19 protein-coding genes and 2 pseudogenes are annotated in these 17,730 nt (G+C 71.2%); 10 read left to right on the top strand and 11 right to left on the bottom strand.

What is annotated here, in order from left to right; all coding sequences use genetic code 11:
• Nucleotides 1–72: 72 nt before the first annotated feature.
• Complete coding sequence (locus ACP4E5_RS33255) at nucleotides 73–870, bottom strand: methyltransferase domain-containing protein (protein WP_425835221.1); 798 nt, start codon at nucleotides 868–870, stop codon at nucleotides 73–75.
• A gap of 150 nt (nucleotides 871–1,020) precedes the next feature.
• Here ACP4E5_RS33255 and ACP4E5_RS33250 point away from each other — a divergent pair, with 150 nt between their 5' ends.
• Nucleotides 1,021–2,148 carry a magnesium and cobalt transport protein CorA gene (locus tag ACP4E5_RS33250; RefSeq protein ID WP_425835220.1) on the top strand — a complete coding sequence of 376 codons (1,128 nt, stop codon included), beginning with the start codon at nucleotides 1,021–1,023 and terminating at the stop codon, nucleotides 2,146–2,148.
• Nucleotides 2,149–2,175: 27 nt separating this feature from the next.
• Here the strand turns inward: ACP4E5_RS33250 and ACP4E5_RS33245 are convergent, their stop codons facing one another.
• On the bottom strand, nucleotides 2,176–2,808 hold the full coding sequence (locus tag ACP4E5_RS33245; protein WP_425835218.1) for a nucleoside/nucleotide kinase family protein: 633 nt from the start codon (nucleotides 2,806–2,808) through the stop codon (nucleotides 2,176–2,178).
• A 44-nt stretch (nucleotides 2,809–2,852) separates the two neighbouring features.
• Here ACP4E5_RS33245 and ACP4E5_RS33240 point away from each other — a divergent pair, with 44 nt between their 5' ends.
• From ACP4E5_RS33240 to ACP4E5_RS33230, 3 genes are all read left to right on the top strand, one after another.
• Nucleotides 2,853–3,626 (top strand): DUF2293 domain-containing protein, encoded by a 774-nt coding sequence (locus ACP4E5_RS33240; protein ID WP_425835216.1) that lies wholly within the window; start codon nucleotides 2,853–2,855, stop codon nucleotides 3,624–3,626.
• A 61-nt stretch (nucleotides 3,627–3,687) separates the two neighbouring features.
• Nucleotides 3,688–4,173: an anthrone oxygenase family protein gene (locus tag ACP4E5_RS33235; protein ID WP_425835214.1), complete on the top strand. Its 486-nt coding sequence runs from the start codon at nucleotides 3,688–3,690 to the stop codon at nucleotides 4,171–4,173.
• 85 nt (nucleotides 4,174–4,258) lie between these two features.
• Nucleotides 4,259–5,758 carry a glutamate synthase subunit beta gene (locus ACP4E5_RS33230; RefSeq protein WP_425835212.1) on the top strand — a complete coding sequence of 500 codons (1,500 nt, stop codon included), beginning with the start codon at nucleotides 4,259–4,261 and terminating at the stop codon, nucleotides 5,756–5,758.
• Between the two features lie 36 nt (nucleotides 5,759–5,794).
• On the opposite strand, the gene ACP4E5_RS33225 is transcribed toward ACP4E5_RS33230, so the two are convergent.
• Together ACP4E5_RS33225 and ACP4E5_RS33220 are read right to left on the bottom strand one after the other, a co-directional pair.
• Nucleotides 5,795–6,067 (bottom strand): DUF397 domain-containing protein, encoded by a 273-nt coding sequence (locus ACP4E5_RS33225; RefSeq protein WP_385765527.1) that lies wholly within the window; start codon nucleotides 6,065–6,067, stop codon nucleotides 5,795–5,797.
• Nucleotides 6,068–6,937, bottom strand: coding sequence for a helix-turn-helix domain-containing protein (locus ACP4E5_RS33220; RefSeq protein ID WP_425835210.1), 870 nt, complete (start codon nucleotides 6,935–6,937; stop codon nucleotides 6,068–6,070).
• Nucleotides 6,938–7,317: 380 nt separating this feature from the next.
• On the opposite strand from ACP4E5_RS33220, the gene ACP4E5_RS33215 reads away from it, so the two are divergent.
• Both ACP4E5_RS33215 and ACP4E5_RS33210 read left to right on the top strand, forming a co-directional pair.
• Nucleotides 7,318–7,716 (top strand): ATP-binding protein, encoded by a 399-nt coding sequence (locus tag ACP4E5_RS33215; RefSeq protein ID WP_425835208.1) that lies wholly within the window; start codon nucleotides 7,318–7,320, stop codon nucleotides 7,714–7,716.
• A gap of 58 nt (nucleotides 7,717–7,774) precedes the next feature.
• A complete protein-coding gene (locus tag ACP4E5_RS33210) occupies nucleotides 7,775–8,251 on the top strand; it encodes a hypothetical protein (protein ID WP_425835206.1) in 477 nt (158 codons plus the stop codon).
• A gap of 21 nt (nucleotides 8,252–8,272) precedes the next feature.
• On the opposite strand, the gene ACP4E5_RS33205 is transcribed toward ACP4E5_RS33210, so the two are convergent.
• Together ACP4E5_RS33205 and ACP4E5_RS33200 are read right to left on the bottom strand one after the other, a co-directional pair.
• On the bottom strand, nucleotides 8,273–8,455 hold the full coding sequence (locus tag ACP4E5_RS33205) for a hypothetical protein (RefSeq protein ID WP_425835204.1): 183 nt from the start codon (nucleotides 8,453–8,455) through the stop codon (nucleotides 8,273–8,275).
• A gap of 163 nt (nucleotides 8,456–8,618) precedes the next feature.
• Nucleotides 8,619–9,311: a DUF899 domain-containing protein gene (locus ACP4E5_RS33200; RefSeq protein ID WP_425835202.1), complete on the bottom strand. Its 693-nt coding sequence runs from the start codon at nucleotides 9,309–9,311 to the stop codon at nucleotides 8,619–8,621.
• Nucleotides 9,312–9,486: 175 nt separating this feature from the next.
• Here ACP4E5_RS33200 and ACP4E5_RS33195 point away from each other — a divergent pair, with 175 nt between their 5' ends.
• A complete protein-coding gene (locus ACP4E5_RS33195) occupies nucleotides 9,487–10,449 on the top strand; it encodes an endonuclease/exonuclease/phosphatase family protein (protein WP_425835200.1) in 963 nt (320 codons plus the stop codon).
• 9 nt (nucleotides 10,450–10,458) lie between these two features.
• On the opposite strand, the gene ACP4E5_RS33190 is transcribed toward ACP4E5_RS33195, so the two are convergent.
• Entirely contained in the window at nucleotides 10,459–12,252 is a 1,794-nt protein-coding gene (locus tag ACP4E5_RS33190; RefSeq protein ID WP_425835198.1) for an FUSC family protein, read from the bottom strand.
• Nucleotides 12,253–12,390: 138 nt separating this feature from the next.
• On the opposite strand from ACP4E5_RS33190, the gene ACP4E5_RS33185 reads away from it, so the two are divergent.
• Nucleotides 12,391–12,930, top strand: coding sequence for a 2'-5' RNA ligase family protein (locus ACP4E5_RS33185; RefSeq protein ID WP_425835196.1), 540 nt, complete (start codon nucleotides 12,391–12,393; stop codon nucleotides 12,928–12,930).
• On the opposite strand, the gene ACP4E5_RS33180 is transcribed toward ACP4E5_RS33185, so the two are convergent.
• Nucleotides 12,924–13,715: a nucleotidyltransferase domain-containing protein gene (locus tag ACP4E5_RS33180; protein WP_425835194.1), complete on the bottom strand. Its 792-nt coding sequence runs from the start codon at nucleotides 13,713–13,715 to the stop codon at nucleotides 12,924–12,926. The genes ACP4E5_RS33185 and ACP4E5_RS33180 overlap by 7 nt on opposite strands.
• An 82-nt stretch (nucleotides 13,716–13,797) precedes the next feature.
• Nucleotides 13,798–13,956: a hypothetical protein gene (locus ACP4E5_RS33175; RefSeq protein WP_425835192.1), complete on the bottom strand. Its 159-nt coding sequence runs from the start codon at nucleotides 13,954–13,956 to the stop codon at nucleotides 13,798–13,800.
• 1,178 nt (nucleotides 13,957–15,134) lie between these two features.
• Here ACP4E5_RS33175 and ACP4E5_RS33170 point away from each other — a divergent pair.
• Nucleotides 15,135–15,332, top strand: coding sequence for a hypothetical protein (locus ACP4E5_RS33170; RefSeq protein ID WP_425842188.1), 198 nt, complete (start codon nucleotides 15,135–15,137; stop codon nucleotides 15,330–15,332).
• Between the two features lie 76 nt (nucleotides 15,333–15,408).
• Here ACP4E5_RS33170 and ACP4E5_RS33165 read toward each other — a convergent pair.
• Nucleotides 15,409–15,679 (bottom strand): annotated as a pseudogene (locus ACP4E5_RS33165) (Scr1 family TA system antitoxin-like transcriptional regulator); the annotation flags it as partial.
• 54 nt (nucleotides 15,680–15,733) lie between these two features.
• Between ACP4E5_RS33165 and ACP4E5_RS33160 the strand changes: the two are divergent.
• Nucleotides 15,734–16,166: pseudogene (locus tag ACP4E5_RS33160) on the top strand (3'-5' exonuclease); the annotation flags it as partial.
• Here ACP4E5_RS33160 and ACP4E5_RS33155 read toward each other — a convergent pair.
• Entirely contained in the window at nucleotides 16,104–17,609 is a 1,506-nt protein-coding gene (locus ACP4E5_RS33155; protein WP_425835190.1) for an NCS1 family nucleobase:cation symporter-1, read from the bottom strand. The pseudogene ACP4E5_RS33160 and the gene ACP4E5_RS33155 sit on opposite strands and share 63 nt — an antisense overlap.
• Nucleotides 17,610–17,730: the final 121 nt, after the last annotated feature.

Below are 17,730 nucleotides of genomic sequence, written 5' to 3'. Positions count from 1 at the left end.
TCACCTTCCGGCCACTGTCCGGTTCATGGTGCCTCGGGGCGCGACACGCGTCCGCCCGCCGGAGGTGAAGGGCTACTTCCTGCCCCACGCCGAGATCAGCGGCGCCGTCGCCAGGTCCATGGAGCCCTCGGCCACATTCGCCAGGTGCTGGTCGATCTCGTCGTCCGTCGCCAGGCCCGCCGTCACGAGCTGCGCGCGGATCTGCCCGACCGTCGCCGTCTCCAGCGCCGTGCAGGCCGGTGACGCCAGCGGGAAGTACGCGTCCGCCTCGACCTGCCTCAGGCCCACCGCACGCAGCAGCCCGGGCAGTTTGCGGCCGTACGACAGGTCGGCGCCGCGCTCCGCGAGCAGGGAGCGGAAGCCGTGCCGCAGGCGGTTGGCCAGCTGCTGCGCGGGGCCCGCCTCGTCCGGGCAGAGCAGGGGCTGAAGCGCGGGGTCGGCGTCCTCGATGAGCAGCCGGCCGCCGGGGCGCAGCGCCCGGATCATCGACGCCAACGCCCGCTCCCGGTCCGGGACATGGACCAGGACGAGCCGTGCGTGCACCAGGTCGAAGCTCTCCGCGGGCGGCTCGTCGACGCCGACGTCGTGGCGCCGCACCTCGACGGGCGTGCGCGGCGTGGCGGTCTGCCAGGACGTGTCGATGTCGGTGGCCAGGACCCGGCCGGTCGGCCCGACCTTCCGCGCGAGCCACGAGACCACCGACGTGCCACCGGCCCCGACCTCCCAGCAGCGCCAGCCGGAACCGATGCCGAGACGCTCGATGTGCCGGAACGTCGTCGGGTCGAAGAGGACCGAGAAGGCGTCGAAGCGCCGCCCCGCCTCGGGCTGCTGGTTGTCGAGGAGGTACGCGTGCTCGCCTGATCGCATCATGAACCGATCATCCCAGCCCAATCGTTGGATACGGGACATTGCCCAGCGGAGCGGAGTCCTCCGTTCCCCCAGGGGTAGACGCGCTGTCGGTGGCCGCTGGCAGACTGAACCACCACGTCGCCTTCGGGCCGGACACGGGAGGGGCCGAGCATGTCGATGGCGGGCAATCTGCGGAAAGTCGGCGGCCTGCGCAGGGTCGGCAGCCTGCGCAAGGTCGCACGGCTCGCGCGGCGCGCGCCCAAGGTCGACCTGAGCCATCCGGCGCGCTCCCCGCTGGGCTCCGCGGTGGTGAACTGCGTGACCTATCGGGATGGCGTGCGCGAGTCGGGCGACAGCGATCTCGTCGAAGCGGTGCGCGCGGTGCGCAAGTCGGCGGACGGGTTCGTCTGGCTGGGGCTGCACGAGCCGTCGGAGCTGGAGTTCGCGGACATCGCCGAGCTGTTCGACCTGCACCCCCTGGCCGTCGAGGACGCGGTGCACGCGCACCAGCGACCCAAGGTGGAGCGGTACGGACAGACGCTCTTCGCGGTCCTGAAGACGGTCTGCTACGTCGACCACGCGGAGCTCACCGCGACCAGCGAGGTGGTGGACACCGGCGAGATCATGGTGTTCCTCGGCCAGGACTTCGTGATCACGGTGCGGCACGGCCGGCACGGCTCGCTCGGCCCCGTGCGCGAGCGGATCGAAGCGGACACGGAGCAGTTGGCCAAGGGCCCTGCGGCGGTACTGCACGCGATCGCGGACAGCGTCGTCGACGACTACCTGACGGTGATCGACGAGGTCCAGGCCGACATCGACGAGGTGGAGGCGGACGTCTTCGCGGAGAACGGCGCGAAGGCCGACCCCGGCCGGATCTATCAACTCAAGCGTGAACTGCTGGAGTTGAAGCGGGCCGTGGTGCCGCTGTCCCGCCCGATACAGGAGCTTTCGGGACGCCCCTTCCCCGCCGTGCCGCCCGAGATACAGGCGTACTTCCGCGACGTGTCGGACCACTTGCTGCGGGCGGCGGAGCAGATAGCGGCCTTCGACGAACTGCTCAACTCGATCCTCCAGGCCCATCTGGCACAGGTGACGGTCGCGCAGAACGAGGACATGCGCAAGATCACGGCGTGGGCCGCCATCGTGGCCGTGCCGACGATGGGCTGCGGCGTCTACGGCATGAACTTCGAGAACATGCCGGAGGTGCACTGGCGGTTCGGCTATCCGCTGATGATGTCCGTGATAGCGGTGATCTGTTTCGTCGTGTACCGGGGGTTCAAGCGCAACGGCTGGCTGTGAGCCGCGGAGCCGCGCGGGGTGGCGCGTTCACCCGGACCACGCCGGGTGGCGCGGGTCGTCCGCGCGGATGACCACGTCGGCGCTCGCGGCGGGCCCGGTCTCGGAGTCGTAGCGCTCGAAGGCCGGGAGCGTCCACTGCTCGGACTCGGGGGTGCGTCGCCGCAGCGCGCCCGGCGACAGGCTCACGTGAACGGTCAGATCGAAGGGGAACCAGTGGTGCAGCAACAAGGGGCCGTGCATCAACAGCACGCCACCGAGAGGGAGTTGGACGTAGTCGCTGCGTGTCGCGCGGTCCGTGACCGGGTCCCACAGGTCGGGCAGGACGCGGCCCGTGCCGTCCGGTTCGAGCGGTCCGAACACCTCGCGCCACAGGGCGCCCGTGTCGAACCAGCCGCTGTAGTACGCCTCGACGTCCCGGTGCCCGTACTCGAACCGGAGCGAGGCCGGGCGCAGAAAGCCCTCGGTGCCGACCGTGAGCGAAGACCGACCGCGGATGCGCAGGGCCTCGGAGACGAGCGCCGCGAGCTCGCCCGGGCGGGCGGCCGGCGCTCCGTCGAGGGCGACCTTCAGCCACGGGCCGCCGTCGGCCGGCTTCAGGTCGAGCAGCCGCTCGGCGAGGGCGTCGCCGAGCCGTTCCCAGGTGATCGCTTCGAGTCGCACGCACTCCATGATGCAGGGCACGCGCGGGCGGGCATCACGCTCGTATGACCAGAGCCGTCCCACCACCGACCGGGGCCGCACGCAGCCCCCTCGTCTTCCAGCCCGTCAAGCGCAAGCGGTGCGGCGCCTGCCATCGGGGGCCGCTCGGGCTCCTGACCCTGGAGGACGGGCAGCCCCGCTGCCTGGACTGCGCCGACCTGGGGCATCTCGTGTTCCTGCCGCGCGGGGACACGGCGCTGACTCGCAGGGCGCGCGAGGAGAGCGCGCTTTCTGCCGTCGTCGTGCGCTTCCACCGACGGCGCGGGCGGTACGAGCGGCAGGGCGTGCTCGTCGAGGAGCCGGCGCTCGCGCGGGCCGAGGCGCGCTGCCTGGCGGACGCGGAGGCGCGGGCCCGGCGGAGGGTGCGGGACGCGGCGCGGCGGGCGGCGCAGGACGCGGTGTTCGTGGCGGAGTTCGCGGCGCGGATCCGGCGGCTGTTTCCCGGCTGTCCGGAGGACCGGGCGGCGGCGATCGCCGCGCATGCCGGGGCGCGCGGGAGCGGACGGGTGGGCCGGAGCGCGGCGGGACGGGCGCTTTCGGAGGGCGCGGTCGCGGCGGCGGTGCGGGCCGCCGTGCGCCATGTGGACACGCCCTACGACCGGTTGCTGATGGAGGGCGTGCCCCGGTGGGAGGCGCGGTCGCGGGTGGCCGAGACCGTGGCAGCGGTCCTGGACGGGTGGCGGGGGACGCCTCCCGCCCCATCCACCACACCCGCCCCCACCACCGCGCCCGCCGTACTCCACAGAACCGACACAAGCGGCACCGTTCGCTCAATGTAATCGTGAAATCACTGTCCACAACCGACAAACTGCGGCATGATCCCTCTTGATGGGGGGACGCATGATCGAAGGTCCGTATTTCGCGCTGGTCGTGCTGGGGGCGGTCTGGTGCGGGGTCAGCTCAGGGGTGTTCATCGCGTTCTCGACGTTCGTGATGCGCGGGCTGGGCGCGCTACCCAGTACGCAGGGGATCGCCGCGATGAACGCCATCAACGTCGCCGCCCTCACGCCGCCGTTCATGGTCGTCTTCCTCGGCGCGGCGGTGCTGTGCGCGGTGATCGCGGTCGTGACGTTCGTGCTCTGGCCCGACCCGGGCACCATCGAGCTGCTGCTCGGCTGCGCGCTGTATCTGGCGGGCTCCTTCGGCGTGACGGTCCTGGCGAACGTGCCGCGCAACGCGGCGCTGGCCGGGCTCTCCGGCGACGAGGCGACCGAGAGCAGTGCCGCCCAGTGGCGGGCGTACCTCGTCGAATGGGTGCGGTGGAACCACGTACGGGCCGCGACGGGCGCCGCCGCCTCGATCATGTTCGTGCTCGCCCTGACGTGAGCCCGGGCGCCCCGCGCCCGCCCGACGTATCGTGACGAAAAGAGCCACAGCCAGGAGGCAAGAGCCACGGCGTAGGGAGACGGCCATGGCCGACCCCAAGGGCTTCCTCACCACGTCCCGGCAGGAGGCGCCGCGCCGCCCCGTCGGGGAGCGGGTCCGCGACTGGGACGAGGTGTACGCCCCCGGCGGCCTGCTGCCCATCGTCGAAGCGCAGGCCGACCGTTGCATGGACTGCGGGATCCCGTTCTGCCACGAGGCGTGCCCGCTGGGGAACCTCATCCCCGAGTGGAACGACCTGGTCTCGCGGGGCGACTGGCAGGCCGCGAGCGAGCGGCTGCACGCCACGAACAACTTCCCGGAGTTCACCGGCCGCCTCTGCCCGGCCCCCTGCGAGGCCGGCTGCGTCCTCGCCATCAACCAACCGGCCGTGACCATCAAGAACGTGGAGGTCGCCATCGCCGACCGGGCCTGGGACGAGGGCTTCGTGTCGGCGCAGCCGCCAGAGCGGCACAGCGGCCTGACCGTCGCCGTCGTCGGCTCGGGCCCCGCCGGGCTCGCGGCCGCGCAGCAGCTGACGCGGGCCGGACACACGGTCGCCGTGTACGAGCGGGACGACCGGCCGGGCGGGCTGCTGCGCTACGGGATCCCCGCGTTCAAGATGGAGAAGCGCCAACTGGACCGCCGCCTCGACCAGTTGACCAAGGAGGGCGTCCGGTTCCGTACGTCGGTGGAGGTCGGCCGGGACGTCCGAGCCGCCGACCTGCGGGCCCGCCACGACGCCGTGGTGATCGCCACCGGAGCCACGAAATGGCGCGAACTCGATGTCCCTGGGCGCGAGTTGACAGGCGTCGAGCAGGCGATGGAGTACCTGCCATGGGCCAACCGCGCCTACGAGACAGGGGAGAACACGGCACAAGCGTCACCGCTCAGCGCCACCGGCAAACACGTCGTCATCGTCGGCGGCGGCGACACCGGCGCCGACTGCCTGGGCACGGCGGTGCGCGAACGAGCCGCGTCCGTCACGCAGTTGGACATCTACGACAGGCCCGGCGAGGCGCGCGACGAGGACGCCGAGCCCTGGCCGACGTACCCGAAGCTGTACCGGCTCTCCGCCGCGCACGAAGAGGCCGACGAGCTGCGCACGGCGCCCGCGGCCGACGCGGACGCCCGGCTCTTCGCCGCCTCCACGCTGCGCTTCACGGGGGACGCGGCGGGGCATGTGCGCGCCCTGCACCTCGTGGAGGTGGACGCGGCGCGCAGGCCGCTGCCGGGGACAGGGCGGACGCTGCCCGCCGATCTGGTGCTGCTCGCGCTCGGCTTCCACGGGCCCGAGCGTCAAGCAGGCGGTCTCATCGACCAGTTGGGCCTCGACCTCGACGAGCGGGGCCGGCTCGCGCGGGACGCCGCCTTCGCGACGGGCGTGCCGGGCGTGTTCGTCGCGGGTGACGCGGGGCGGGGCGCTTCGCTCGTGGTGTGGGCGATCGCCGAGGGAAGGGCGGCGGCCGCCGCTGTCGACCGCTGGCTCACGGGACGGACCGGGCTGCCGGAGCCGATCGGGGCGCACGACCGCCCGATGACCGTCTGAGCGGACCGTCCGCCGAAGCGGCCGGCCCGTGGCGCGTCACGACAGCAGAAAGTCCGCGGCCCCCGCCTTGGCCCCCTCGATGAACGCGGTGATCTCACCGATGGTGTAGATCAGCGCGGGCCCGTCCGGGTCCGACGACTGGCGTACGGCGACGCGCCCGTCGGCCAGCTTCATGGCTTCGAGGCAGTTGCCTCCGTTGCCGCCGCTCCACGGCTTGTGCCAGCCTTCGCTGCCGAGTTCGCGCGCGGGCATGCCGTTGTAGATCGGCTCGCCGTCGACGCCTCGTATTCGGTCCTTGATCGAGTCCATTCACAGCTCCTTGCGGAGATCGCGGAGGATCTCCTTTGTGCGTTGCGCCGTCGCGGCATGCGCCGCCATGCGGTCCATGACTTCCAGGTGGGTGGCCACCTCGGGGCGCGCGTCGAGGTAGACGGCCCCTGTCAGGTACTCGCTGTAGACCATGTCCGGCAGTTCTGACATGGCAAATCGGAACAGGACGAAGGGTCCGTACGTGCCCGGGTGCGGGCCCGCGGCGAACTCCGCGACCTGAAGCGTGATGTTGGGCTGCTCCATCGCCTCGAGCAGTCGGTCGATCTGGGCGCGCATCACGTCCACGTCGCCGACCGGGCGGCGCAGGGCGGTCTCGTCCATCACGACCCACAGGCGGGGCGCGTCCTCGCGGGTGAGCAGGGCCTGGCGCTGCAGGCGCAGGGCGACGTGCCGCTCGACGACATCCGGGTCCTCGGCGAGCGCGCGGCCTATGGCACCGGACTCGAACACCCCGCGCGCGTAGTCCTCGGTCTGCAACAGGCCCGGCACGAAGTGCGGGTCGTACGACCTGATGAGCCGGGCCGCGCCCTCCAGGCTCACGTACATGGAGAACCAGCCGGGCAGGATGTCGTGGTAGCGCTGCCACCAGCCCGGCTTGTTCGCCTCCTCCGCGAGTCGCACGAAGGAGGCGGCCTCGTCGTCGCCGACGCCGTAGGCCTTCAGGAGCAGTTGGACGTACGGGATCCGCAGCGAGACCTCGGCGGTTTCCATGCGGCGGATCGTCGCGGCGGTCACGCGGAGTACCTTCGCGGCCTCCTCGCGCTTGAGCCCGGCGCCCTCGCGAAGGTCCTGCAGGCGGCGGCCGAGAACGACCTGGCCGACCGTCGGCGCGGACCGAGGTTCGCTCACGCCCCCTACCTCCCAGTAGTCCCGATGTCTGAATCCCGCCACTTTTTATCGCGGGAGAAGGCCCGAAAGAGGTCCCTCACCGGCCGTTTCCCTGCGATTCACCCCCGATGAGGGCCGCGTGGCGCGCTGCTGCGAGCAGTGTGCCATGCCCACTCCACACGGCATACGCCACTCTGCACTTTTCAGAGTGGCTCTTGCCAAGTGTTCATGGCGGGGAGATAGTGGCAAGCGTGACTCCGTCTGCGCCTTTAGGAACAGAAGCCGGCGAAACTACGCTCGGTGACCGTTCGGGTACCCCGACAGGGGCCCACCCGTCGGCGACCCGTCGCAGCAGTTTCGAACTGGCTCCCCACCCGGGCTCCGCCGCTCAGGCCCGGCGCGTGACGCGTACCCACCTCAGTGCGTGGGGCGCGTGCGAGGACACCTGTGACGCGGCGGCCCTCGTCGTGTCCGAACTGGTCACGAACGCGATCGTGCACACCGCGAGCCGGCGCATCCACTGCGAACTGCGCGAACTGCGCGACGACGCCGGTGACCGGCTGCGCATAGCGGTCAGGGACGAGGGCTGCATCCCCGGTGACGCCCGCGCGGGCCGCGTCGCGCCCGAGGAGGAGCACGGCAGGGGGCTCCTCCTCGTGGCCGCGGTCGCCACGGCGTGGGGCGCCCAGGAGACCGGGCCCGGCCTGCTCGTCTGGGCCGAACTGCCCCGTGACGAACGGGCCCCGCGGTCGGCGGGCCCCATCCCCGGCGCATCGGACGGCGCCGGATGGGCCTGGTGAACGCCCGCCCCTGCCGGACGGCGGGCGGAGGAACGACGAACGTGCGAAACAGGATCGGATGGGCGTGGTGACAACGGGCAAGCGGACGATGCACTTGAACTCGCTGGCCGGGCTGGCCCGGAGGCGTCGCCCCCGGCGCCCCGACCACACGGACGCCGCGCGCCCCGGCTGCACGCCCCCCGTGCGGCTCAGCGTGCCTGCGGGCATGACCGCGCCGCTCGGCTGCGACGCCGTCGCGGTGCCCGAGGAGTTCGGCCGGGCGATGGCGAAGCGCCTGCCGCGGATGGGCTGTGTGTACGCGGACGGGGCGCACTGGTGGTGGCTCGTGCCCTCGGACTCCGATGTGTCCCTGGAGTGGCCCGCGCCCGCGTGCTACACGGCGGGCGCCCTGGTGCTCGACGCCCCGCGGACGCCCGACCTGGTGCACTGCCCGGAGGGTTCGGTGCCGTACACGCCGCCGATTCCGCTGTATCTCGCGCTGTGCCGGGTCACGGGGACCACGCCGGTGTGGTCGCGGTCGGTCGGCGCTTCCTGAACCGCGCTCGCCGGCAGGGCGTCAGGCCACGGGTTCGGCCACCGGCGCCCGCACGACGACCAGGAACGCGTCCGTCGCCAGGTCCATGACCACCTCGGCCGCCTGGCCCTCCTGACGGCGCCGGTTCGCGTACTCCTCCGCGGGCCAGGACCCGCGGGGCCCGCCCGCCGGGAAACGTTGCAACACCACTCGTCCGTTGATCATCGCTCGTCCCTGCCCCCGTGATCGTGCCGGTGTGCGGCGCCCGGTGCGTCCGGGCGCTTCATGAGGGAGAACGTTGACAGGGGCGGTTCCGGCTCGCAACGTGACGAGAATGACACCGAGTTGATACCAGGTCAGGTCGTACGCACGGAGATTTGGGCGGGTCTCAGTCGACGTACTCGTCGTGATAGCGCACCCGCGCACTGCCTGCGGGCGCCCCGAGAGCCGACGCGCGCCCCTCCGGTTTCTCCCACTCCTCCTGGCGGCCGAGAGCGGTGAGGTCCAGGAGGTTCGTGGTGAACCCGATGTGGTCCATGCCGCGGGCGAACGTCGAGTACGTGTGGAACACCCGCTCCCCCTCGCGCAGGAAGCAACTGATCGCGGGCTGCTCCTGGATGCTGCCGTCCTCGCCCACGACCGTGGCGCCGAAGTCCTCGTTGAAATCGCCGAGATGGGACGAGTACCAGGGAACCGTCCACCCCATCCGCGCCTTGAACGGCAGGATCCGGGTGAACGGCGCGCGGGACACCGCCGCGAACTCCGTGCCACGCGCGCGCAGATGCGCCAAGTGCCCGATCTGGTCGAGGAATCCGGAGCAGCTGCGGCAGCCCGCGTCCCAGTCGGGCGCGAACATGAAGTGGTAGACGACCAGTTGGGGACGTCCCTCGAACAGGTCGAGCAGTTCCGACTTCCCGTCCGGGCCCTCGAAGACGTACGACTTGTCGATCTCGACCATGGGCAGCTCGCGCCGCCGTGTGTTCAGCGCGTCCCGCGCGCGGGTCGCCGCCTTCTCCAGGGCGAGCAGTTCCTCGCGCGCGGCGCGCCACTCCTCGCGCGTGACCACCTTCGGCAGCCCCATGGTTCCTCCTCCGGTCGTGTCTCTCGTGAGGTGTGACCGGAGGGCTGTGCGGAACTCATCGCTGCCGCGAAAGTTTTTCTGAAGGAAGTCGTGGAGGAGTCCTGTCGTCCCTGCGCGGCCGCTGGGACGCTGGCCGCCCCGGCCCGTCCGGGCCGGCCGGAGGACGGAGCACACCATGCTCGTCGGAACCTGGAACCTGGAGAACCTCTACCGCCCCGGCGGCCCGTACGGCCCGCGCGACAAGGCCACGTACGAGGCGAAACTCGCCTCGCTCGCCGCCACCTTGAACCGGCTGAGCCCCACCCTGCTCGGCGTGCAGGAGGTCGGCGACCCGGCGGCGCTGGACGATCTGGCGCAGCTGCTCGACGGCCGCTACACCGCGACGCTGTCGCAGTACCCCGACGAGCGCGGGATCCGGGTCGGCTTCCTCGCCGACGTCGGCGTGAACGTGGTCGCGGACACGGCCGCGTTCCCGGAGGCCGTGCGCCCCGTGCAGGTCGACGACGGCGGCAGGATGGCTGAGCGGGCGGGCCGCGGCGTGCTCGCCGTGCACTTCTCGACGCGGGCGACCTGGCTCACGGCCGCCGTCTGCCACCTCAAGTCGAAGCTGCTCGGCTACCCGGGCGGCAGGTTCGTGCCGCGCGACGAGGGCGAGCGGGCGCGCTACGCGGCGTACGCGCTGGAACGGCGCGCGGCGGAGGCGGCGACCGTACGCGCCCTCGCGGACACCCTCATCAGGGAGGACGGCCGCCGTGAACGCGTCGCCGTCCTGGGCGACTTCAACGACGAGATGTCCGCCGCGACCACCCAGATCCTCCAGGGGCCGCCCGGCTCCGAGATCGGCACGCCCGGCTTCGACCACGCCGACAGGGGCGACGCGAAGCGGCTGTGGAACGTGGCGCCGCTGATCCCCGAGGAGCAGCGGTACTCGCGGGTGTACGCGGGCCACCGCGAGCTGATCGACCACATCTTCGTCTCGCACGAACTGCTCGGCCACGTCGTGCGCGCCGGGACCGGGGTGCCGCACGAGGAGGACGCCGCGCTCGTACCGCTGCCGTCGGTGGGCGCGGATCCGCAGGAGCGGCGGGACGCGCCGGGCTCCGACCACGCGCCCGTCTGGATGGACCTGCGTCCGTAGGGTCTGCGGCTACGCGGCGAGTTCCGCGAGCAGCACGTCGATCTTCCGCGCGTGCTGCTCGGGCACCCGCCCGGTGTCGTCGACCTGTACGGCGCACGCGGTCGTCGCGTCGACGAGCCGCTCCAGTACGACGGTCACCTGCCGCGAGCCGTCCGAGTGCCGCGCGAGCACCGGCAGTTCGGCTGCGGCGAGGTCCACGGCGGCCCGGGCCTGCGCGAGCGTCCGGTACGCCTCGCGCCGCAGCGCCCACCGCCCGTGCCGGTCGATCCCCTCGGCGCCCGGTGCGGACTCGCTCAGCACATGCCGTACGTAGGCGTGGGCGGCGTCGTGCGCGACGGCGAGCCGCACCCGCACCCCGCCCCCGCGGTGCCCGCCCGGCAGCGGCAGGTGCCCGGCGACCAGCACGATGGCGCAGGCGAGCAGCGTCTCGGTGATCCTGCTCCAGGACGCCTGCGGCTCGCCGCCCACCATCACCAGGGACAGTACGAGGACGGTGACGACGGCGGTCTGCGCGGCGAAGTGCCGGGTGGCGACGGGGATCAGCGCCCCGCAGGCGGCGACGAGCGCGACGAGCCCGAGGGGCTGGGGCAGCACGGCGGCGAGCCCCGCGAAGAGGACCGCGCCCGCGATGGTCCCGGCGGCCCGGCACAGCGCGCGCGAGGCGAGCGGCCCGAGGTCCGGCTTCACGAGGAAGACGGCGGTGGCGGGCAGCCAGTACCAGTGCAGCGGGTGCAGGGCCTGGGCGACGGCGGCGCTGGCGCCGAAGGAGAGTCCGACCCGGACGCCGTACTCGCGCCCGGCGGGCCCGGCCACCCTCCGCAGCACCCCGCCCACGGACGCGCGCCGCCGGCCCGACGGCAGGTGGACGCCGGCCCCGTCGAACGCCTCGGCGGCCCGCAGCAGCGCCTCGTCCAGGGCTCGCAGCCCCGCGTCGGCGCGGGCGGGAGCGGGCAGCGCGCCGGGCGCCTCCCCGTTCCGTATGGCGGCGGCGAGCCGGCGCGGCCCCTCCGCGGCCCGCGCGGGCACCGGCCGCTCGGCCCAGGCGAGCGCGGTGGCGGCCTCGGCGAGCGGGAGGGCGGCGGAGTACTGGCGGCGCAGCCGCAGGGTGGCCCGCGAGCGGCCGGGCAGCAGGGCGTCCTGCGCCTGGTCGAGCGCGGCGGTCAGCGCGACGCGGCGCGCCTGGGCCTCGGGTCCGCCGACGGCGTCGAGCAGCCGGGCCACGGCTTCGTACACGGAGGCGACGGCGGCGCGCTCACCGTCGTACAGGTATCCGAGCCCCTTCGTGCGTACGGGAGAGGGCAGCAGCACCCGCAGCAGGATCAGCCACGCGGCGCCCCCGGCGAACAGCAGCGCCCGCTGCCAGCCGGGCTCCGGCAGCGGCATCCCGGCACCTATGGCGACGGTGACGAGGAACTGGGTCCCGGCGGAGGACGCGACGGGCCCGACGGCGCTGAACGCACCGCCCACGAGCCCGAGCACGGCGAAGATCCCGGCGATCAGGACCCCGGCCGGGACCGTTCCCCCGACGAGACTGCCGACGGTCATCCCCAGCGCCCCGGCGAGCGCGGGCCCGCCGAGCCGCGAGACGGCGGCGAGCCGCGGCCCCGGCCGGTCGTTGACCCCGGCGAGCATGGCCCCGAGCGCGAGCAGCACCCCGCTGGACGGATGCCCGGCGGCGACGGCGACGAGCAGCAGCGGCCCACCGGCCAGGGCCCCGCGCACGACGGCGGGCCACGGCACGGGCGCACGCTGGGCGCGCAGGGCGTGGCTGAGCCAGGGCGGAAGCGATTGCAGGCGGCGCATGGGGCTGAGCAGACTCCTGTCGTACGAGCACGGGGGCGGTGCCGGACGACGTTGGCCAGCCTGAACTGGTTCCCCAAGCGTAAGCGGAGTTGTTGGAGGGGAGGAAACGCCCAGGTTTCCGCAATGTGACACTTGACCGTGCCCACGCGACGTACTGCTCAGGACCACGGCGGCTGGCCGGACCTCCCCGGCGACACGGCCCTGACGATCCACGTCCCGGAGGCGGACGCGCTGGTCCGCACGCCGTCGCGGGCGCACATCACGCTCCTGTACCCGTTCCTCCCGCTGGACCGGATCACGCCGGAGGCGGACGACGGCCTGCGCGCCCTGTTCGCGGCGACACCGCAGATCGCGCTCACCTTCTCCGAGGTGCACCGCTGGCCGGGCGTCCGCTACCTCCGGCCGACACCGGACGACGTCCTCCGCGCCCTGACGAAGTCGATACGGCACCGCTGGCCGGAGGCGGTCCCGTACCGCGGGATCTTCGGCGACGAGGGCCTGGACCCGCACCTCACGCTGGCGAGCGGCGCGGGTACGGACGACATCCCGGAGACGGAGTTCACGGGGGCGCTGCCGCTGCACGCGCGCGTGGAGTCGGTGAAGCTGATCGTGACGGAGGGCGCGGGAACGGGCTGGCGGGACCACCACACATACCCCCTGGGACCGCCCGGCTACTGAACGCGAACTCCGTCGACGGCCCGCACCATCAACTCCCGCGCCTGGTCGATGAGTTCAGTAAGCGGAAGCGCGGGGTCGGCCACCACTCGGTCGATCCCCCGCAGCCCGGCCCGCTCCAGCAGCCGCTTCTCGTTGGTCACCCACTCCCCGCGCGCGGCGAGCACGGCATGGGCGGCCTGCATGGCCGCGACGGCGACCGCCCCCACGACCTCGGTGCGCCCGCCGAGCGGCGCGTTGTTCCCCTTCGCGTACTCCAGGGTGATCGAGGCCCGCCCCCACCACTCCTCGGAGGCCGCCTTGCGCAAGGCGGCCGGATACCCGTCGGGCCTGGGCGTCTCACCGCGCAGCACGCGATTGACGGCGAGCTCGGCGACGACGAGGTAGCTCGGAATCCCGGCGAGATGAAACATCAACGGCTCGACCCGGAGCCGCCCTGCCTCGGCCTCGGCCAACTCGTGCTCGACGACGTCGAGATCCCGGTAATGCACGTCGACACGCCGCCCGTCGACACACAGCCAGGCCCCACCATTGAAGACACCCCCGCCCCAGCCCCCGATCTCGGACACTTCCCCGTCCCACCCGCCGTCCCGCAGATACCGGGGCTCGAAGACCCCCTCGCTTCCCCGGTAGTACACGGCGGTGTCCCAGTCACTCGCGTCGGTGTGCGTGCCTTGGGCCCGGGACCCTCCGAGGGTGACGGCGTGCACACCGGGCAGGGCGTGGAGCCGGTCGGCGAGGCGGTCGAGGAAGACGTCGTCGGTGACGGAAGCGGGTTCGACGGTCATGCGGTCACGGTACGCGCGCGGCGGCCGCCCCGGATCGACCGCCTCACTGCGCCCGACTGGCGGCGGAGTGGGAAGCCCCACGTCAGTTCGCTCCGGCGAGGATTCGCTCCGCCGTTCCTGTCAGGTACCCCTGCCGGAAGAGCTCCCTGATGTCGAAAGTGAGCTCCCCACGGATGTCGGGCCCGAGCCGTTTCCAGCCGAAGAACTCGCAGGCCTGCTTGAGGAGTTCCTCCTCCGTCATGCCCGGACATTCGGCGGCAAGTTCGGCGAGTACCAACCGCCGTTCGACGGGCGGGATGTGCGCGATCTTGCGAGCGCACCGCGGCTGTGAGTGCCTGATCGTCGACTTGCGCTCATACCACCGCGCGCGCGGTGATGTTGCTCCAGTTGCGGTTGGCCTGGATGGCCCGGTCGGTGCCGACGGCGCCAGGCGAACCAGTGCGGGACGTGCGCGAGGCCCAGCAGGGAGGGCGGTGGCCCACAGGCCGATCAGGACCTCCCGGCTGCCGGTCGGCACGAGTTCCATGTTGGGGGCTCGCGTGGTGCGGGCACGGGAAGCGACGACCGACCACCACCCATCAGCACGGGGAGCACCTTCAACTTCCCGCTCGCCGGCTTCGACGAGTTCTAGGACCGCGCCCGCAGCCGCCTGAGGCAGATCCCGTACCGCCCCGACGTGATCGTCAGCCGCCCCACCGAGCCGAGACCGGGCCGCCATAACTCCGATCCCTAACGTTAAGAATTCAACCTGAGGGGACCCTTAACAGGAGGATGAATTCCACACCAACTCGGTTCCATTCACGGGGAGTTACCCTTCTCATGGATGACTCACCCAATCCCTGACACCCACTCGCCATAGGATCCACCTCGCGGAATCCACCGCCTTGCGAATGTCTCCACTTCAGGGGAATTCGGGACTGCAAGATCGAGGTATCCATGCGAGTGAAAATAATCAGCCGCACGTCAGCCGCCCTGTTCGCCACAGCACTCAGCGCGACATTAATGGCCACCGTCCCGGCGGCCGCCGAGACCACCACCCCCACCACGCACGTCGCGCCCGCATCGTCAGCCGCCGCGTCAAATCCGTGCAAGCGACAGAGCTACCGCAAAGTGGTCTACACGTTCTACCGCGGGCCGTCCAAGGTCATCATGAGATGCGGCACCTCTTCAAGGTAGTTTACAATCAAGGCCCTTACGGAGGGCCTGGCTCGAGGGTCAGCCCGCAAGGCATCATCACCGCCACCGTCGAATACACCACTTTCGCAGCAGTGAATTGTTGAGACTGAAATGGCCACAGCGGAGCAGGTTCAAGAGCAACTCATCCAGCGGATCTCGGGAGTTCAGCGGCAAGGCCCTGGCGTTCCCATCGAAGTCCTCGCGGTACGCGTTCCCTCAATCCGTCCGACACTGAACATCGAGATGGATGTCCAGGTGTCCGAGGAGCGCTGGCGGGTCTCGCTCGCCTACGGCGGACCCGACGCGAGCATGGTGAGCGGAGACCTCACCGAGAGTTCGGTGCACACCCTTGAGCTTCTGGTGCGCACCAACCTGTTCGACTGGTGGCACACGAAGGACACGGAGCGCGCGTCCGCCCGCATGGGCCGGCGACTGACCTGACGGCGAAGCCAACGGCGCCATGCGACTCACTCGGCGTGAGGGCCTGCGCCCTGAGGATTCCATACTGTTCCTCGAACTCACGGACCGAACTCCGCTCCGTGAAGAGGCGGCTCTCCTTGTGCACCTCTACGTAGGCGATCCTGCGCCCGTCCGTTGTCTCGATCAAAGTGAACGGACCACCCAGCGCCGCATGTTCGTCGCGACGGAACGGCATCACCTGGATCTCTACATCGCGACGCTGCCCGCACAAGAGCAACTGCTCCAACTGCCCCCGCATGACTCGCTCTCCGCCGATGAGGCGCCGGATCACGGGCCACGGTGTCCTCGTCCAGCAGGGGCCGACGCATACGGAAGACCGCCTCCGCATACTCCTCCGTCTGTAGGAGCCCTGGGACCGCCATGACGGGGAGTCGGAACGGGACGCCATCGCCGAGCTGATCGCCGCCTGGGGCGACATCCCACGAGAGCAGATCGCCATCTGCGTGCCGACCAACGAGATGGCCCAGCAGATCGCGGTGACGCCGGCCCATGCCGGCGTGCGTGGTGTCGAGATCGGCCCCGACGGGCCACGTGGCAGCGAGGGCGTCCACATCGGCACGATGTTCCGGTTCAAGGGCCTTGAGTACCAGCGCATGATCATCGCTGGTGTGAGCGAGGGACTCGTGCCACGGCAGGCCGTGCTCCGGCTTCAGCGCACCGACGCACTGCGCTACAAGCGCGAGCTGCTGCGCGCGCTCGTTGCTGTTCGTCGCCGCGACGCGGTCCCGTGACTCAATGGCGATCTTCTGGCACGGGACGCCCAGCCGGTTCCTCGAACCGCTGCTGACCGCGTGAGGACCGTTCCCGCTCCCCCCAACACACCACCCCATAAACCCCCGCCCCCACCGCCGTCCCGATGAACCACGAATACGCGGCCACCGAGTCGAAGTACGGGACCAACGCCAACACCACCGCCAGCGCCGCCGACGGGACGAATGCCGCGACCGCCTTCGGGTTCACGCCGTGCCGGTAGTAGTAGCGCGAGCCCGGCCGCGCGTCGAAGAGCGCCTCCGTGTCGACCCGGCCGCGCTTCACCCAGAAGTAGTCGAGCATCAGGATGCCGAACAGCGGGCCCAGGAATGCCCCGAGCCCGCCCAGGAAGTAGTTCACGACGTCCGGGTTCGAGTACAGGTTCCACGGCGTGACCAGCAGGGCCAGGACCGTCGAGATCGCCCCGCCCACCTTGAACGTGATCTTCTGCGGCCAGACGTTCGCCAGGTCGTAGGCCGGGGAGACGAAGTTGGCGACGATGTTCACGCCCATCGTGGCGATCGCGAAGGTCAGGGCGCCGAAGACCAGGACCCAGGTGTTGCCGATCTTCGCCACCAGCAGCGCCGGGTCGGTGATCGCCTCGCCGAAGACCTCGACGCTGCCCGCAGTGACCACAACGGACAGCACCACGAAGGCGGTTGAGTTGATCGGCAGGCCCCAGAAGTTGCCGCGGCGGACCGTCTTGTAGTCCGGTGCGAAGCGGGAGAAGTCGCAGAAGTTGAGCATCAGCGTGCCGTACGTGGCGAGGATCAGGCCGATCGCGCCGAACCACTGGCGGAACTGTTCGCCCGTGGAGACCGGGTGCGGCGTCGACGTCAGCGAGATCGTCCAGCCCGCCTTCGCCCAGATCCAGATCGCGAGGGCGAGCATCACCACCCAGATCGCGGGGCCGCAGAAGTCCTGGAACTTGCGGACCGACTCCATGCCGCGCGTGATGATCAGGGACTGCACCAGCCAGAGGAGGAGGAAGGACGCCCAGCCCAGCGCGTGCAGGCCCAGGAACGAGTGCTCCGTCCACGACTTCGTCCCCGGGAACGCCGCCAGCACCATCACGTTCACCGCGACCGACGCCAGATACGTCTGGATTCCGTACCACATGATGGCGATCACGGCCCGGACGAGCGCCGGGATGTTCGCTCCCCAGACGCCGAAGCTGATCCGGCTGACGACCGGGAACGGGACGCCGTGGCGCTGGCCGATGCGGCCCATCGCGTTGCAGCCGATGTAGATCAGGACGAAGCCGACGAGCAGCGAGGTGAAGACCTGCCAGGCGTTGAGGCCGAGCACCAACAGGCCTGCGGCGAACGTGTAGTTGCCGAGGTTGTGGACGTCGGACATCCACAGGGCGAAGAGGTCGTAGACCTTCCACTTGCGCTCGGCCGCCGGCGCGAGATCCGCGTTCGTCAGGCGCGGATCCGGCGGCACGGGGGCGACGGACTGAGAGTGCACTGGCTCGGCCACGGACATGGCGATCCTCCGGCAAGAAGGTTTGGTATACCAATACCGCGCGATCGTCCCGCCGCCGACCCCACCCGGCAATGTCCGTGCGGTTACATCTCCGTAAACCCACCCCGCTCCCCCTGCACCT

It is taken from the genome of Streptomyces fractus, from assembly GCF_049844455.1.
Classification (GTDB): Bacteria; Actinomycetota; Actinomycetes; order Streptomycetales; family Streptomycetaceae; genus Streptomyces; species Streptomyces fractus.
The sequence above is the reverse complement of the archived record's forward strand: the minus strand, read 5'-3'. Positions and strand labels throughout refer to the sequence as shown.

Coding starts and splice junctions, on each gene's coding strand:
- ACP4E5_RS33255 (WP_425835221.1), bottom strand. CDS start 870: ATGATGCGATCAGGCGAGCACGCGTACCTCCTCGACAACCAGCAGCCC.
- ACP4E5_RS33250 (WP_425835220.1), top strand. CDS start 1,021: ATGTCGATGGCGGGCAATCTGCGGAAAGTCGGCGGCCTGCGCAGGGTC.
- ACP4E5_RS33240 (WP_425835216.1), top strand. CDS start 2,853: ATGACCAGAGCCGTCCCACCACCGACCGGGGCCGCACGCAGCCCCCTC.
- ACP4E5_RS33235 (WP_425835214.1), top strand. CDS start 3,688: ATGATCGAAGGTCCGTATTTCGCGCTGGTCGTGCTGGGGGCGGTCTGG.
- ACP4E5_RS33230 (WP_425835212.1), top strand. CDS start 4,259: ATGGCCGACCCCAAGGGCTTCCTCACCACGTCCCGGCAGGAGGCGCCG.
- ACP4E5_RS33225 (WP_385765527.1), bottom strand. CDS start 6,067: ATGGACTCGATCAAGGACCGAATACGAGGCGTCGACGGCGAGCCGATC.
- ACP4E5_RS33210 (WP_425835206.1), top strand. CDS start 7,775: ATGGGCGTGGTGACAACGGGCAAGCGGACGATGCACTTGAACTCGCTG.
- ACP4E5_RS33205 (WP_425835204.1), bottom strand. CDS start 8,455: ATGATCAACGGACGAGTGGTGTTGCAACGTTTCCCGGCGGGCGGGCCC.
- ACP4E5_RS33200 (WP_425835202.1), bottom strand. CDS start 9,311: ATGGGGCTGCCGAAGGTGGTCACGCGCGAGGAGTGGCGCGCCGCGCGC.
- ACP4E5_RS33195 (WP_425835200.1), top strand. CDS start 9,487: ATGCTCGTCGGAACCTGGAACCTGGAGAACCTCTACCGCCCCGGCGGC.
- ACP4E5_RS33190 (WP_425835198.1), bottom strand. CDS start 12,252: ATGCGCCGCCTGCAATCGCTTCCGCCCTGGCTCAGCCACGCCCTGCGC.
- ACP4E5_RS33180 (WP_425835194.1), bottom strand. CDS start 13,715: ATGACCGTCGAACCCGCTTCCGTCACCGACGACGTCTTCCTCGACCGC.
- ACP4E5_RS33175 (WP_425835192.1), bottom strand. CDS start 13,956: ATGACGGAGGAGGAACTCCTCAAGCAGGCCTGCGAGTTCTTCGGCTGG.
- ACP4E5_RS33170 (WP_425842188.1), top strand. CDS start 15,135: ATGGATGTCCAGGTGTCCGAGGAGCGCTGGCGGGTCTCGCTCGCCTAC.
- ACP4E5_RS33155 (WP_425835190.1), bottom strand. CDS start 17,609: ATGTCCGTGGCCGAGCCAGTGCACTCTCAGTCCGTCGCCCCCGTGCCG.